The sequence below is a fragment of the Mycobacterium sp. NGS19 genome (assembly GCF_059813155.1).
Window position 1 is genome coordinate 515,260 of sequence record NZ_JCALEB010000001.1, and the last position, 13,010, is coordinate 528,269.

Here is a 13,010-nt window from a genome sequence, read left to right on the forward strand (position 1 = left end):
GACAACAGATGTGAGAGCGCGCGCGGTGCGCGGTGATCTGGACGTGTGACCTTGGTTTACTCCTGACATCGCGGTCGTAATCCCACCGGATGATCGGCGTGCGGTCCAGCTTGGCCTTCAGCATGAATCACGAAAGCTCGACAGCAATGTGGGTGCCTGGGGAGCCGATGATGCAGATGCCCACCGACAAATTGCGCGCACTTGCTTCGCGGAGTCCCGCTGATCCGAGTGCTGGCATGAGTCGGAGGGAGGAGATATCGAAGTCGCTCGAGTTCACGTAATGATCGGCGCAGACGACGAGAACGGAAGCGAGCGGAAGAAAGCGTGATGGTAGCCCGTTCGATGTGGCCAGGGCCGGGATCGAACCGGCGACCTTCCGCTTTTCAGGCGGACGCTCATACCGACTGAGCTACCTGGCCGGAAGGCACCGAGCTCGTGCCTCGCGGTGATGGCGACCCTGACGGGACTTGAACCCGCGACCTCCGCCGTGACAGGGCGGCGCGCTAACCAACTGCGCCACAGGGCCTTGCTTGTGTGACTCCATCCTACGGTCGCCACGCGTACCCCCTACGGGATTCGAACCCGCGCTACCGCCTTGAAAGGGCGGCGTCCTAGGCCGCTAGACGAAGGGGGCCTGCCGAATCGCTCCGGGGGACTCGCAACGCTCGTGTTGGAGCCTCGCTAGCTTAGGGCACGCCAAGGCCAATCCTCAAACGCGCTTCCCCGTCGCGACGCAGTATCCTTTTTGGTCGCGCCCCTATAGCTCAGTTGGTAGAGCTACGGACTTTTAATCCGCAGGTCCTAGGTTCGAGTCCTAGTGGGGGCACTGAAGAGTCCAGGCGTTTGCCGCACGCTGCGAAGGCCTTGGTTCGACGGACGGTCCCTGGCTAATGCGATTTGCTGGGAAACTCCTGAAAGCGGTGGCGGATCCGCCGAGACGCGATAAACTCCTCGATGTCCGTCACGATGAGGTCGCGGGCAGCCACCAAGGCCGTAACACTCGGCGCCGTCGCTCGAGGGCGCCGAAAGTTCCCGAAGGAACACGATGAAGATTCGCGTCACCTTGACCGCTGCCGCTGTGGCCGGGTTCGCCAGCCTAGGCTTCGCACTTGCTGCACCCGCGTCCGCCACATGCGACGACAGCAGCCACGAGCCGTGCTTCACAGGAGACGGGCCCTTCTGGCTGGACACGCCCAATAACTACGCGAAGTTCGTGCCGAAGACCATCAACAACTGGGCGAATTTCCCGGCCGACACGGTCCAGGGATATCAGAACGCGTTCGCCCAAACCATCAAGCAATACACCGGAATCGACATCGCCCCGAGCTCGCAGACCGCAACGTCGAGCAGCGTGACCGGCGCCAAGACACCGTCAACCGGCACCGGGTCGTCTGCGAATTCGACCGCGGGAACCTCCTCGTCCACGAAGTAAAACGCATCGGGTTGTCGCCATCGATCCTGAGCCGACGAATCAGGTTCTCCGACAACGCTTTTGAAGCTCACGATTAGTGTCCGCGCAGCCGTCTAGTCGCTCTCGCTATTGCCCTTCTTGCCCGGCTTGTTGTGCCCTGGCGGCACCTTCGGCGGCACTGGCGGAAGCACGATCGACGACGGCGGCGACGTCATCGCAGGAGTGCTCGGTGGCGGTGGCGCCGGCACCGTCGTGCTGGTGGTGACGGGCTGGGGCTGCGGCGTTCCGCCCGAGTCCACTGCGAGCAAAATCACACCGAGTACCAGAGTGGCGAACACCAAACCGAGCACCAGCAGCAGCCCCCGTCGGCTCGGAGGTCCGACTGTCGGCATCGGCGGCGGTATCGCCACGGGCACCGGCGTGGTCATCACCCGAGTGCCCGGGCGGCCAGCCGGCATGGGCGGCGGCTGGCCGTTGAGCGCAGCACGCATCGCCCGCGCATTCGGGAAGCGCAGAGCCGGATCGCGCGCCATCGCCCGCTCGATCACCGCGGCTAGCGCCGGGCTCACGTCCGGACGCAGCATCAACAGCGGTGGCGGCTGCTCATGCAGAATCGCTTGCGCCAGCGCTGCGATGTTCTCCTGCATGAACGGCCGGCGGCCCGTCAGCGCCTCGTATCCCACCACGCCCACGGCATAGACGTCGTCAGCGGCGGTGGCCGGCCTGCCGAGCACCCGGTCGGGGCTGAGGTACGCCATCGTGCCGAACACTTGGCCGGCTGCCGTGAAGTTGGTGCTTCCCGCCGTCTTCGCGATCCCGAAGTCGCTGACCTTCGCCTCGCCCGAGGAAGTGAACAAGATGTTGGCGGGCTTGATGTCGCGATGCAGAATGCCCGCATCGTGCGCGGCGGACAGCGCAGCGAGCACGTCGTCGAGCACAGCGCACACCAGCGGCTGCGGCAGCGGGCCGCGCACGATCTTGTCGTGCAACGATTCCCCGGTCAGCCGCTCCATGACGATGAACGGGACGCCATTGTGCTCGCCCGTATCGTGCACCGCGACGATGTGTGCGCAATCCAGTGCAGCGGCCGCACGCGCCTCGGCTTCGAACCGGCGGCGATTGTCCGCCTGCGCGTCGATCGCGGGGTGCAGCAGCTTGATCGCCACCGGCCGGGCCAATCGTGTGTCCCAGCCGTCGCGGACCTCCGCCATACCGCCACGACCCAGCACGCCACGAAGCTCGTAGCGGCCACCGAGCAACTCGGGGGCCTTCACCCTGGCTACGTTAACCGGACGGTGCCCGGCTAAACCCCGGCGACTGGGCAGTAGTGAGTGGGCTTGTGCCGCTCGTCGAGCGGCGGCAGGTTGCGCGCCGGCGTTTCTGGCAATGGTGCGTCCGCCGGTATCCGCCCCGCCGCGCGGTCCAGGCCCGCCCGGGCCCGCGGGTGCTTGCGCAGACGCGGCGGCAGCAACGAGAACACCACCCGCACAAGTTCGCCGAACCGCCGGTGCAGCCATTCGTCGCGGGCTGACCAGCTGAAGCCCAGCAAGTCACGCACCGGCTGGTCGTACAGCCCCACGCACAGCCACACCATGAACGGCGCGACGATGTGGCGCTGTAGCGGAGTGAACAAGAAGTCCGGAATCCATTTCGCGAACCAAGGTTTGGGATAGTGCGCCAGGTCGAGCACGTCCCGCGTCGCCTTGTTGTCCTCCAGCACCTCGCGGCACATGTAGTCCCAATACTCCTGGAACTCCTCCCAGGTCTTCGGCACCGGACGCATGCTCATGCCATACATCCGGTACCAGGTGACGTGCTCGTCGAACAGCTGGCGCTTCTCGTCTTCGGTGATGCCGCCACAGAACCGCTCGGCCACATGGATGGTGCCCATGAAGAACGTGGCGTGCGCCCAGTAGAAGACGTCAGGGTTCAGCGCGTGATAGCGGCGGCCTTTCGCGTCGACGCCCTTGATCTCGGTGTGGTAGTCGCGTACCTGGGCGCCGGTGAGCGGCGCGCGGTCGCCGTCGAACACCACGCCGCCGATCGGGTACAGCGACCGCAGCACTCGGGGCCACGGCTCCCGCGGGAAGGTCGAATGCTGCTCGACGGCCGCGCCGAGTTGCGGGTGCATGTTCTGCATCGAGCCGGCCCACGGCCCCTGCAGCATGCCGCGCCAGTCGCCGAAGTACTTCCACGTCAGCGAGTCGGGACCCAACGGTTCGGGTGGCGCGTCGTAACCACCAGAGGTCACCGGACAGCCGGCGGCAACCGGTTCGCTGGTCAGCGCGCGAGCATCAGACGTATGTTGAGTCACTGGTGACGAGTCCCCATCAGGGCCGGAGCCAAAACTGACTACGTGCGTTGTCAATCGTGGAGTCTAGGAGAGCCGTGCCGACCGGTCAACGAGGGACCCGTGTTCCCGCGAAGAGCGACAGGCGCGGCCGCTGGTCGGGTGTGCCGATCGAGGACCGCCAGGCATTGCGCCGCGGCGAGCTCGTGGCGGCGGGCGTCACGTTGCTCGGCCGCGCCGACGGACCCGCACTCACCGTGCGGGCGGTGTGCCGCGAAGCCGGGCTCACCGAACGCTATTTCTACGAAAGCTTCTCGGACAGAGACCAATTCGTGCGGGCCGTCTACGACGACGTGTGCGCGCGTGCGATGGCGACGTTGATGTCAGCCACCACCCCGCGTGAAGCGGTCGAGCGGTTCGTCGCGCTGATGGTCGACGACCCGGTCCGCGGCCGGGTACTGCTGCTGGCCCCCGAGGTCGAGCCGGTTCTCGTGCGCTCCGGCGCGGAATGGATGCCCAGCTTCATCGAGCTGCTGCAGCGCAAGCTCACCACGATCAGCGATCCGGCGCTGCAGAACATGGTCGCGACGGGGCTGATCGGCGCGCTGACCGCTCTTTTCACCGCTTACTTGGACGGCCGGCTGACCGCCACGCGCGAACAGTTCATCGACTACTGCGTCGCGATGCTGCTGAGCCGGGCCAGTTATCTGGAGCGTTCGTCGGCAACCTGAGCGTCTAGCGCTGGTTCTCGGCGGTGACGTTCTGCTCGGACTGCGCCTGCTGCTGTTGCTGGGCCTCATACGCGGCCCGGCCGAGCTGCGACTGCCGCGAGTAGCCCGGCTGCTGCGGCGACGCCACATTCGCGTAGCAGTTGAGGTAGACGTACACCGTGTTCTCCGCGGCGGTGCCGGTGCCGTTGACGAAGTTGGCGTGCTGGATTCGGTCGATCACGCACTTGTCTTCGTCGGCTTTGTCCCCCACCCTCGTCGCGACGATCGGCGTCAGCCCAGCCTGCGACAGCACTTCCTTGGCCTGCCCGTAGTACTTACCCGTGACGTCGCTGAGTGTGTCCGCGCTCGCCAGGCCCTGGCCCAGCAAGGCCATCGCCACACCGGCGACCCCCACGGCGCCTACACCGACAACAATGAGGTTCCTCACGTCTGGCGACCTCCGGTATTCGTCTTGCGGCGGGATTTATTCAGCCTCATCAGGGCAGACGCCCCACGCGGATATTATCGCCCGCCGCCCTGCCGCGCATTACCCCGAACGGCGCGGTGGCTTGAATGTCACCGGCGTACACAGATATATTGCGTGCAACCAATAGGTACAGATAACTGGGAGGGTCTCCCGGACGCGAGGAGGACAAAGCGCCCATGCCGCAAGACCTCACCGACTTGCACCTTCTGCACGAGCTGGAGCCGGTGGTCGAGAAGCTTCTCAACCGTCACCTGGCGATGTCGAAAGAGTGGAACCCGCACGACTACATCCCGTGGTCGGACGGCAAGAACTACTACGCGCTCGGCGGGCACGACTGGGATCCCGAGGAAGCCAAGCTGTCAGACGTCGCCCAGGTGGCGATGGTCCAGAACCTGCTGACCGAGGACAACCTGCCGTCGTATCACCGCGAGATCGCGATGAACTTCGGCATGGACGGCGCCTGGGGCACCTGGGTGAACCGCTGGACAGCCGAGGAGAACCGGCACGGCATCGCGCTGCGCGACTACCTCGTCGTCACCCGCGCGGTCGACCCGGTAGAGCTGGAGAAGCTTCGCGTCGAGCAGATGACCCGCGGGTTCAGCCCGGGCCAGAACCAGCAGGGTGACCTGTTCGCCGAGAGCCTCTTCGACTCCGTCATCTACGTGACGTTCCAGGAGCTGGCCACCCGCATCTCGCACCGCAACACCGGCAAGGCCTGCAACGAGACCGTCGCCGACCAACTGCTGCAACGGGTTTCGGCCGACGAGAACCTGCACATGATCTTCTACCGCGACGTGTCCGAGGCCGGTCTGGAGATCGCGCCGAACCAGGCGATGAAGTCGCTGCACCGGGTGCTGCGCAACTTCAAGATGCCCGGCTACACCGTGCCGGAGTTCCGCCGCAAGGCCGTGATCATCGCGGTCGGCGGCGTGTACGACCCGCGCGTGCACCTCGACGACGTCGTGATGCCGGTGCTCAAGAAGTGGCGGATCTTCGAGCGCGAGGACTTCACCGGCGAGGCGGCCAAGCTGCGCGACGACCTCGGTGTGCTGGTCGAGGAGCTGGAAGAGGCCTGCGAGAAGTTCGAGGAGTCCAAGCGCCGGCGGCTCGAGCGCGAGGCTCGCCGGGCCGAGAAGCTGACCGCCAAGCGGGTCCTGGCGTCGGCTCGGGGCTAGTGCATGGCCCAGTGCAGGGCGTAAAGCATCCAGCGCCCACGGCGGCGTTGCGGATCGGGCCCATCGCGTTGCGCAGCCCGGTGGTGCTGGCGCCGATGGCCGGGGTCACCAATGTCGCCTTCCGAACGCTGTGCCGCGAGCAGGAGATCGCCCGCGCGGGCACCGTCAGCGGGCTCTACGTCTGCGAGATGGTGACGGCCCGCGCGCTCGTCGAACGCCATCCGGCGACCATGCACATGATCACGTTCGCCCCCGACGAACAGCCGCGGTCACTGCAGCTGTACAGCGTGGACCCGGATACCACGTTCGCGGCGGCGCGAATGATCGCCGACGAGGGCCTGGCCGACCACATCGACATGAACTTCGGCTGCCCGGTGCCCAAGGTCACCCGACGCGGCGGCGGCGCCGCGCTGCCGTTCAAGCGCCGGCTGTTCGGGCGGATCGTCGGCGCCGCGGTGCGGGCCACCGAACACGCCGGAATCCCCGTGACGGTCAAGTTCCGGATCGGGATCGACGACGCACACCCCACGCATCTCGATGCCGGCCGGATCGCCGAGCAGGAAGGCGCCGCCGCCGTGGCACTGCACGCCCGCACGGCCGCCCAGCGGTACTCGGGCACCGCCGACTGGAGCCAGATCGCCGCGCTCAAGGAGCACGTCCGCTCGGTCCCGGTGCTGGGCAACGGCGACATCTTCGACGCCGACGACGCCGTCGCGATGATGGCCACCACGGGCTGCGACGGCGTGGTGATCGGCCGCGGCTGCCTGGGCCGGCCATGGCTGTTCGCGGAGCTCTCGGCCGCGCTGACCGGCGCTACGGCGCCGACGCCGCCCACGCTGGGCGAGGTCGCGCAGATCATCCGGAGGCACGGCGAGCTGCTGGCCGCTCACTTCGGCGAAGACAAGGGCATGCGCGACATCCGCAAGCACATCGCCTGGTACCTGCACGGATTCCCGGCCGGCGCCGAGCTCAGGCGGGCGCTGGCCCTGGTGAAGACGCTCGCCGAGCTCGACAGCCTGCTCGCGCAGCTGGACCCCGACGTCCCGTTCCCGGCCGCTGCGACCGGACCCCGCGGCCGGCAGGGCTCACCGGCGTCCGTGGCGCTGCCGCACAACTGGCTGTCGGATCCCGACGACTGCGCGGTGCCGGCCGGCGCGGAGCTTATGCACTCTGGAGGCTGAACCGAGACGGTTCCGAAATCGCAGCGCTCAGCATGCCTCAGTACGATAAGGCCCGGGCTGCGTCCCGCTCAGGTGGCGGATGCAAGGCTTTGCCTGCTACAAGACATAGTGCTGCGTGTAGATACGTCGCGCACCGTGAGCACGCGGTAGCGCCCGAGCTGTACCCATTTCGTAGGTCGGAGGCCGGTAACACATGAGTGATGGCGACAGGATCTTTCCTGATGCCACTCCCGGTTCCGGCGGCTCCGACGACAGTCACTGGCTTACCCGAACTCCGCGGCCCGCGACGTTAGCCGCGCCGTGGGAACGCGCGGGAATTCTGAAATCCGAGGCTCCGAGCGGCAACCACGCCGACGGCGTGCCCGTCGCCGAGCTTCTCGCCAAGGTGGGCGCGACGACGAACGGCCGGCGGACGTCGCGGCGCCGCGCCGGCGACGAGCCCCGATCCCAACCACCCGACGAGCAGGATGCGGTCACCGCGACCATCCCGGCCGTCCCGCCGTCCGAGATCCCTGATCTCGCCGTCGCGCGGCCACCCCGTGCCACGGTGGTCCTGCCGCGAGTAGACGACGACGCTGTCGCCGAGCAGCCGAACCGCAGAAAAAGGCGCCGCCGACCCGCGGCCACGGCCGGCCGCGCTGCTGCCGCCATCCTGTCCGTCGCCGCGCTGGCGATGACGGGAGCGGCCTGGCACTGGAGCACCTCCAAGGACAACCGGCTCAACCTGATCTCGGCGCTGGACCCCAACTCGCATGACGTCGTCGACCCCAACGCCCAGTACGGCGACGAGAACTTCCTCATCGTCGGCGTCGACAGCCGGTTCGGCGAGAACGCCAACATGGGCGCCGGCGACACCGAAGAGGCAGGCGGCGCCCGCTCGGACACGGTGATGCTGGTCAACATCCCGGCCAGCCGCAAACGCGTTGTGGCCGTGTCGTTTCCGCGTGACCTCGCGATCAAGCCGACGCTGTGCGATGCCTGGGATCCGCAGACCGGCAAGTACGGGCCCGTCTACGACGAACAGTCCGGCACATACGGGCCGCGACAGGTCTACACCGAGACCAAACTGAACTCGGCGTACTCGTTCGGCGGGCCGAAGTGCCTGGTGAAGGTGATCCAGAAGCTCTCGGGGTTGTCGATCAACCGGTTCATGGCGATCGACTTCGCGGGCTTCGCGAAGATGGTCGACGCGCTCGGCGGCGTGAAGGTGTGCAGCACCACCCCGCTGGAGGACTACGAGCTGGGCACGGTACTGCCCAAGGCCGGGTGGCAGACCGTTGACGGCCGCACCGCACTGAACTACGTCCGCGCGCGGCAGGTCACCACCGAGAGCAACGGCGACTACGGCCGCATCAAGCGCCAGCAGCTGTTCCTGTCGTCGCTGCTGCGGTCGCTGATCTCCAACGACGTGTTCTTCAACCTCAACAAGCTCAACGACGTCGTCAACACGTTCATCAACGACAGCTACGTCGACAACGTCCAGACCAAGGACCTCGTCGACCTCGGCCAGTCGATCCAGGGCATCTCCGCCGGCCGGATCACGTTCCTCACGGTGCCGACGGGCCAGACCGACTCCGAGGGCAACGAACCGCTGCGCACCGAGGACAACCGCGCGCTGTTCGACGCGATCATCAACGACGACCCGCTGCCGGGCGAGAACAACCAGAACGAGACCACCACCCCCACCTCCGGCCCCACCGGTGGGTCGAGCTCCGTTCTCGCCAGCAGCAGCCCACCGGCCGCAGCCGCCCCACGCGACACCGGCGAGCTCGTCGACGCAGTGACCACCGAGCCGCAACGCGTCACCGTGCACGTCTCCAACTCCACCGGTCAAGACGGGCTCGCCGCGACCGCGGCAAATGAATTGGAGCAGCACGGTTTTCGAGTCCTCAGCCCCGACGACTATCCCAGCTCGCTAGAGTCCACCACGGTGTTCTTCTCGCCGGGCAACGAAGAGGCGGCTGCCACCGTCGCCGCGGCGTTCCCCCACCCGCAGATGGAACGGAAGACGGGAATGGGCAACGTCGTGCAGGTGGTGCTGGGCAACGACTTCAACGCTGTCAATGCGCCGCCGCCCAGTGGGTCCTCGGTACAGGTGCACCTGACGCACAACGCCCACACCACGCCCACCCCGCTGCCCGAGGACCTGAGCGTCACCAACGCCGCCGATATCCGCTGCGAGCGGTAACGGCCGTTCACCGCGTGTTCATGCGCGGCTCGTGACCGCGACAGATGTCAGAACGTAGGGTGGGAACATGCGCACGGCCTACCACGAGCAGCTCGACGCACTGACCGCGCAACTCGGTGAGATGTGCGGGATGGCCGGTGTCGCGATGGAACGTGCGACCCAGGCGCTGCTGCAGGCCGATCTAGTGCTGGCCGAACAAGTCATCGACGACCACGACCAGATCAGCGCCTTGAGCGTGCGGGCCGAGGAGGCCGCTTTCGTGCTGTTAGCGCTGCAGGCCCCGGTCGCCGGCGATTTGCGGGCGATCGTCAGCTCCATTCAGATGGTTGCTGACGTCGACCGCATGGGCGCGCTCGCGCTGCACGTCGCCAAGATCGCTCGCCGTCGCCATCCGCAGCATGCACTGCCGGAGGAAGTCAACGGCTACTTCGCCGAAATGGGCCGTGTCGCAGTCGAATTGGGTAACGCCGCACAAGAGGTGGTGGCGTCGCGCGATCCGGAGAAGGCCGCCCGGCTACGCGAAGAAGACGACGCGATGGACGACCTGCACCGTCATCTGTTCAGCGTGCTGATGGACCGCGAGTGGAAGCACGGCGTGGCCGCCGCGGTAGACGTGACGCTGCTGGGCCGGTTCTACGAGCGGTTCGCCGACCACGCAGTCGAAATCGGCCGGCGTGTGATCTTCCAGGCCACCGGCAAGCTGCCGGAAGAGGACGGCTTGCCCACCGGGACCCAACATTGAGTGTGCGTTGAGGACGCGGACCTCTCGCACTTCAGCGCCCTGAACGCACACTCAACGCGTGCGGTCAGCCGAAGCGGCCGGAGATGTAGTCCTCCGTCGCCTTCTGGCTCGGATTGGAGAAGATCTTCTCGGTGTCGTCGAGCTCGATGAGCCGGCCCGGCTTTCCGGCGGCCTCGAGGTTGAAAAACGCCGTCTGATCGCTCACCCGTGCCGCCTGCTGCATGTTGTGCGTCACGATCACGATCGTGAAATCCAGCTTCAACTCGGCGATCAGGTCCTCGATGGCCAGCGTGGAGATGGGGTCCAGCGCCGAGCACGGCTCGTCCATCAGCAGCACGTCGGGCTGCACCGCGATCGCCCGCGCAATGCACAGGCGCTGCTGCTGACCGCCCGACAACGAACCGCCGGGCTTGTCGAGGCGGTCCTTCACCTCGTTCCACAGGTTCGCCCCCTTGAGCGAACGTTCGGCGACCTCGTCCAGCGTCTTGCGGTTGCGCACGCCCTGGAGCTTCAGCCCGGCCACCACGTTGTCACGAATCGACATGGTAGGGAACGGATTTGGGCGTTGAAAGACCATGCCAATGGTCTTGCGCACACCGACCGGGTCGACGCCGGGGCCGTAGATGTCCTCGCCGTCGAGAAGCACCGAGCCCTCGACGCGGGCGCCGGGGATGACCTCGTGCATGCGGTTGAGCGTGCGCAACACCGTCGACTTGCCGCAGCCCGACGGACCGATGAACGCGGTGACGCTGCGCGGCGGCACCGACAGCGAGACGTCAGCGACGGCGTGGAACGAGCCGTAGTAGATGTTGACGTCCTTGAGGTCCAGACGCTTGGCCATGGCCGGTGCCGTCCTCCTAGGTCTTCTTCGGGGCAAACAGCTTCGCGACGAGTCGCGCCCCGATATTCAGTATGGCAATCAACAGGATCAGTGTCAGCGCCGCGCCCCAGAGCCGGTCGGTGGGCACCGGATTGGCGCCCGCACCCGCGGACGTCTGGTCGTACATCATCCCGGGCAGCGAGCCCATGAACCCGTGGAACATGTCGAAGTTCATCGCCTGCGAGTAACCGACCAGGATCAGCAGCGGCGCGGTCTCGCCCATGACCCGCGCCAACGCCAGCATGACGCCGGTGACGATGCCTGACAGCGCGGTCGGAACCACGATCCTGGCAATCGTTTTCCACTTCGGCACGCCCAATGCGTAGCTGGCCTCGCGCAGGTCCATCGGCACCACCCGCAGCATCTCCTCGGTGGCCCGCACGATCACCGGAATCATCAAGAGCACCAATGCAAGTGACACCGCAAACCCGGACCGTTGAAAGCCCAGCGTGGCCACCCACAACGCGTAGACGAACAATGCCGCGACAATCGACGGCACGCCGGTGAGGATGTCGACCATGAACGTGGTCAGCTTGCCCAATCGCGTTGCGCCGCCGTACTCGACGAGATAGATGGCGACGAAGATTCCGACCGGGATCGAGATCGCCGCGCACACCAAACCTTGCAGCAGGGTGCCGACGACCGCGTGGTAGACACCCCCGCCGGGAGTGAACGCCGTCATGCCCGCCTGCGAATGCCACCACCAGCCGGCGGATGCGACGGTCTCGAATCCCTTGACCACCACAGCGACGAGCACCCAGATCAGCGGTATCAGTGCCACGACCATCGAGAGCGCGACCAACGTGGCGGCAAGGTAATTGGCGGCCTTACGACGCAGGCTGACGCTTTGGAACGTCGGCACCTTCACCGGCCGGTCGAGCGTCGTCACGTCGACTTCTTTCCGGTAACAGCCGCTCGCGCAAGGGAATTGACGACGAACGTCAGGACGAACAGCACCAGGCCCGCGGCGATGTAGGCGCCGGCTTTGTATTGGTCGTTGAATTCCGATGCGGCAGCGGCGATCTTGCTGGCGAACGTGTACCCGCCGTCGAAGAGCGACCAGTGGAATGCGGCCTGGGTGCCACGCAGGATGATCAGCAACGCGATCGTCTCGCCGAGCGCCCGGCCGAGGCCGAGCATCGCGCCGCTGACATACCCGGACCGGCCGAACGGCAGCACCGTCGTCTTCACCACCTCCCACCGGGTGGCGCCGAGCGCCAACGCCGCTTCGATCTGCCCGGTGGGGGTCTGCACGAACACCTCCCGAGTAACCGCGGTGATGATCGGCAGAATCATCACCGCAAGCACGATGCCGGCGGTGAAGATTGTCCCGCCGCCGACCACCGAGGCATTACCCGTCGCGAAAAGCGTTATCCACGAGAGGTTTTCGTTCAGCCACGCTGCCAGCGGCCGCAGCTGCGGCGCCAGCACGTACAGGCCCCACACGCCGTAGATGATCGACGGCACCGCCGCGAGCAGATCCACCATGTAGGCCAGCGGCCCGGCGACGCGGCGCGGGGCGTACTGGGTGAGGAAGATCGCGATGCCCAAAGCCACCGGCATCGCCAACAGCAGTGCGAACAACGAGACCAACACCGTGACCTGAAGCAGTTCGGCCACGCCGAACTTCATCGCCGACGTGTCGGTGGTCACCCAGTTACCGCCGTAGAGCAGGAAGTTCTCGGTGTTGCGCGCCAACGCGGGGATTGCGCGCCACAGCAGGAAGAACCCGATCGCGGCGATCAGCACCACGATGAGAATTCCGGAGCCCTGCGCCAGCCACTGGAACACGCGATCGCCGAGCCGGACTTTTGCGTGCCGAGACGGGTCCAGCGACGGCGGCGGCGGGGAACCGAACGGCTGGGCCAGGGCCTCAGCCGAACCCGAATTCAGTGGATTGATTTCTGACACGCCGACACTATCGCTGTTGACCTCGGCTTCCATTC

12 protein-coding genes and 4 tRNA genes are annotated in these 13,010 nt (G+C 66.4%); 7 read left to right on the forward strand and 9 right to left on the reverse strand.

Features of this window, described 5'->3' with window-relative positions:
* Nucleotides 1–345: 345 nt before the first annotated feature.
* From AC5Y4N_RS02640 to AC5Y4N_RS02650, 3 genes are all read right to left on the reverse strand, one after another.
* Nucleotides 346–419: transfer RNA gene (locus AC5Y4N_RS02640), tRNA-Phe, on the reverse strand.
* Between the two features lie 30 nt (nucleotides 420–449).
* A tRNA-Asp gene (locus AC5Y4N_RS02645) sits at nucleotides 450–526 on the reverse strand.
* A gap of 35 nt (nucleotides 527–561) precedes the next feature.
* A tRNA-Glu gene (locus tag AC5Y4N_RS02650) sits at nucleotides 562–634 on the reverse strand.
* A gap of 119 nt (nucleotides 635–753) precedes the next feature.
* Here AC5Y4N_RS02650 and AC5Y4N_RS02655 point away from each other — a divergent pair.
* Nucleotides 754–826, forward strand: a tRNA-Lys gene (locus AC5Y4N_RS02655).
* Between the two features lie 219 nt (nucleotides 827–1,045).
* Nucleotides 1,046–1,432 (forward strand): hypothetical protein, encoded by a 387-nt coding sequence (locus AC5Y4N_RS02660; RefSeq protein ID WP_499906826.1) that lies wholly within the window; start codon nucleotides 1,046–1,048, stop codon nucleotides 1,430–1,432.
* Nucleotides 1,433–1,524: 92 nt separating this feature from the next.
* Here the strand turns inward: AC5Y4N_RS02660 and AC5Y4N_RS02665 are convergent, their stop codons facing one another.
* Both AC5Y4N_RS02665 and AC5Y4N_RS02670 read right to left on the reverse strand, forming a co-directional pair.
* Nucleotides 1,525–2,685, reverse strand: a complete 1,161-nt coding sequence (locus AC5Y4N_RS02665; RefSeq protein WP_499906829.1) for a serine/threonine-protein kinase — start codon at nucleotides 2,683–2,685, stop codon at nucleotides 1,525–1,527.
* A 29-nt stretch (nucleotides 2,686–2,714) separates the two neighbouring features.
* Entirely contained in the window at nucleotides 2,715–3,725 is a 1,011-nt protein-coding gene (locus tag AC5Y4N_RS02670; protein WP_499906831.1) for an oxygenase MpaB family protein, read from the reverse strand.
* Nucleotides 3,726–3,799: 74 nt separating this feature from the next.
* On the opposite strand from AC5Y4N_RS02670, the gene AC5Y4N_RS02675 reads away from it, so the two are divergent.
* Nucleotides 3,800–4,432 (forward strand): TetR/AcrR family transcriptional regulator, encoded by a 633-nt coding sequence (locus AC5Y4N_RS02675; RefSeq protein ID WP_499906833.1) that lies wholly within the window; start codon nucleotides 3,800–3,802, stop codon nucleotides 4,430–4,432.
* A 4-nt stretch (nucleotides 4,433–4,436) separates the two neighbouring features.
* On the opposite strand, the gene AC5Y4N_RS02680 is transcribed toward AC5Y4N_RS02675, so the two are convergent.
* Nucleotides 4,437–4,859 carry a PASTA domain-containing protein gene (locus AC5Y4N_RS02680; RefSeq protein ID WP_499906835.1) on the reverse strand — a complete coding sequence of 141 codons (423 nt, stop codon included), beginning with the start codon at nucleotides 4,857–4,859 and terminating at the stop codon, nucleotides 4,437–4,439.
* Nucleotides 4,860–5,074: 215 nt separating this feature from the next.
* Between AC5Y4N_RS02680 and AC5Y4N_RS02685 the strand changes: the two genes are divergently transcribed.
* The 4 genes from AC5Y4N_RS02685 to phoU all read left to right on the forward strand — a co-directional run bounded on the left by AC5Y4N_RS02685 (nucleotide 5,075) and on the right by phoU (nucleotide 10,184).
* Entirely contained in the window at nucleotides 5,075–6,073 is a 999-nt protein-coding gene (locus AC5Y4N_RS02685; RefSeq protein WP_499906837.1) for an acyl-ACP desaturase, read from the forward strand.
* Nucleotides 6,074–6,084: 11 nt separating this feature from the next.
* Entirely contained in the window at nucleotides 6,085–7,254 is a 1,170-nt protein-coding gene (gene dusB, locus AC5Y4N_RS02690; protein WP_499906839.1) for a tRNA dihydrouridine synthase DusB, read from the forward strand.
* A 193-nt stretch (nucleotides 7,255–7,447) separates the two neighbouring features.
* Nucleotides 7,448–9,442 carry an LCP family protein gene (locus tag AC5Y4N_RS02695; protein ID WP_499906841.1) on the forward strand — a complete coding sequence of 665 codons (1,995 nt, stop codon included), beginning with the start codon at nucleotides 7,448–7,450 and terminating at the stop codon, nucleotides 9,440–9,442.
* A gap of 67 nt (nucleotides 9,443–9,509) precedes the next feature.
* Complete coding sequence (gene phoU, locus AC5Y4N_RS02700) at nucleotides 9,510–10,184, forward strand: phosphate signaling complex protein PhoU (protein WP_499906843.1); 675 nt, start codon at nucleotides 9,510–9,512, stop codon at nucleotides 10,182–10,184.
* A gap of 64 nt (nucleotides 10,185–10,248) precedes the next feature.
* Here phoU and pstB read toward each other — a convergent pair whose 3' ends face one another.
* From pstB to pstC, 3 genes are read right to left on the reverse strand one after another with little or no spacing between them, the layout of a single operon-like run.
* On the reverse strand, nucleotides 10,249–11,025 hold the full coding sequence (pstB, locus tag AC5Y4N_RS02705) for a phosphate ABC transporter ATP-binding protein PstB (RefSeq protein WP_499906845.1): 777 nt from the start codon (nucleotides 11,023–11,025) through the stop codon (nucleotides 10,249–10,251).
* 16 nt (nucleotides 11,026–11,041) lie between these two features.
* Entirely contained in the window at nucleotides 11,042–11,953 is a 912-nt protein-coding gene (gene pstA, locus AC5Y4N_RS02710; RefSeq protein WP_499906847.1) for a phosphate ABC transporter permease PstA, read from the reverse strand.
* A complete protein-coding gene (gene pstC / locus AC5Y4N_RS02715) occupies nucleotides 11,950–12,975 on the reverse strand; it encodes a phosphate ABC transporter permease subunit PstC (RefSeq protein ID WP_499906850.1) in 1,026 nt (341 codons plus the stop codon). The genes pstA and pstC overlap by 4 nt, the downstream gene beginning before the upstream one ends.
* Between the last annotated feature and the right edge of the window lie 35 nt (nucleotides 12,976–13,010).

Coding starts and splice junctions, on each gene's coding strand:
- AC5Y4N_RS02660 (WP_499906826.1), top strand. CDS start 1,046: ATGAAGATTCGCGTCACCTTGACCGCTGCCGCTGTGGCCGGGTTCGCC.
- AC5Y4N_RS02685 (WP_499906837.1), top strand. CDS start 5,075: ATGCCGCAAGACCTCACCGACTTGCACCTTCTGCACGAGCTGGAGCCG.
- AC5Y4N_RS02695 (WP_499906841.1), top strand. CDS start 7,448: ATGAGTGATGGCGACAGGATCTTTCCTGATGCCACTCCCGGTTCCGGC.
- phoU (WP_499906843.1), top strand. CDS start 9,510: ATGCGCACGGCCTACCACGAGCAGCTCGACGCACTGACCGCGCAACTC.
- pstB (WP_499906845.1), bottom strand. CDS start 11,025: ATGGCCAAGCGTCTGGACCTCAAGGACGTCAACATCTACTACGGCTCG.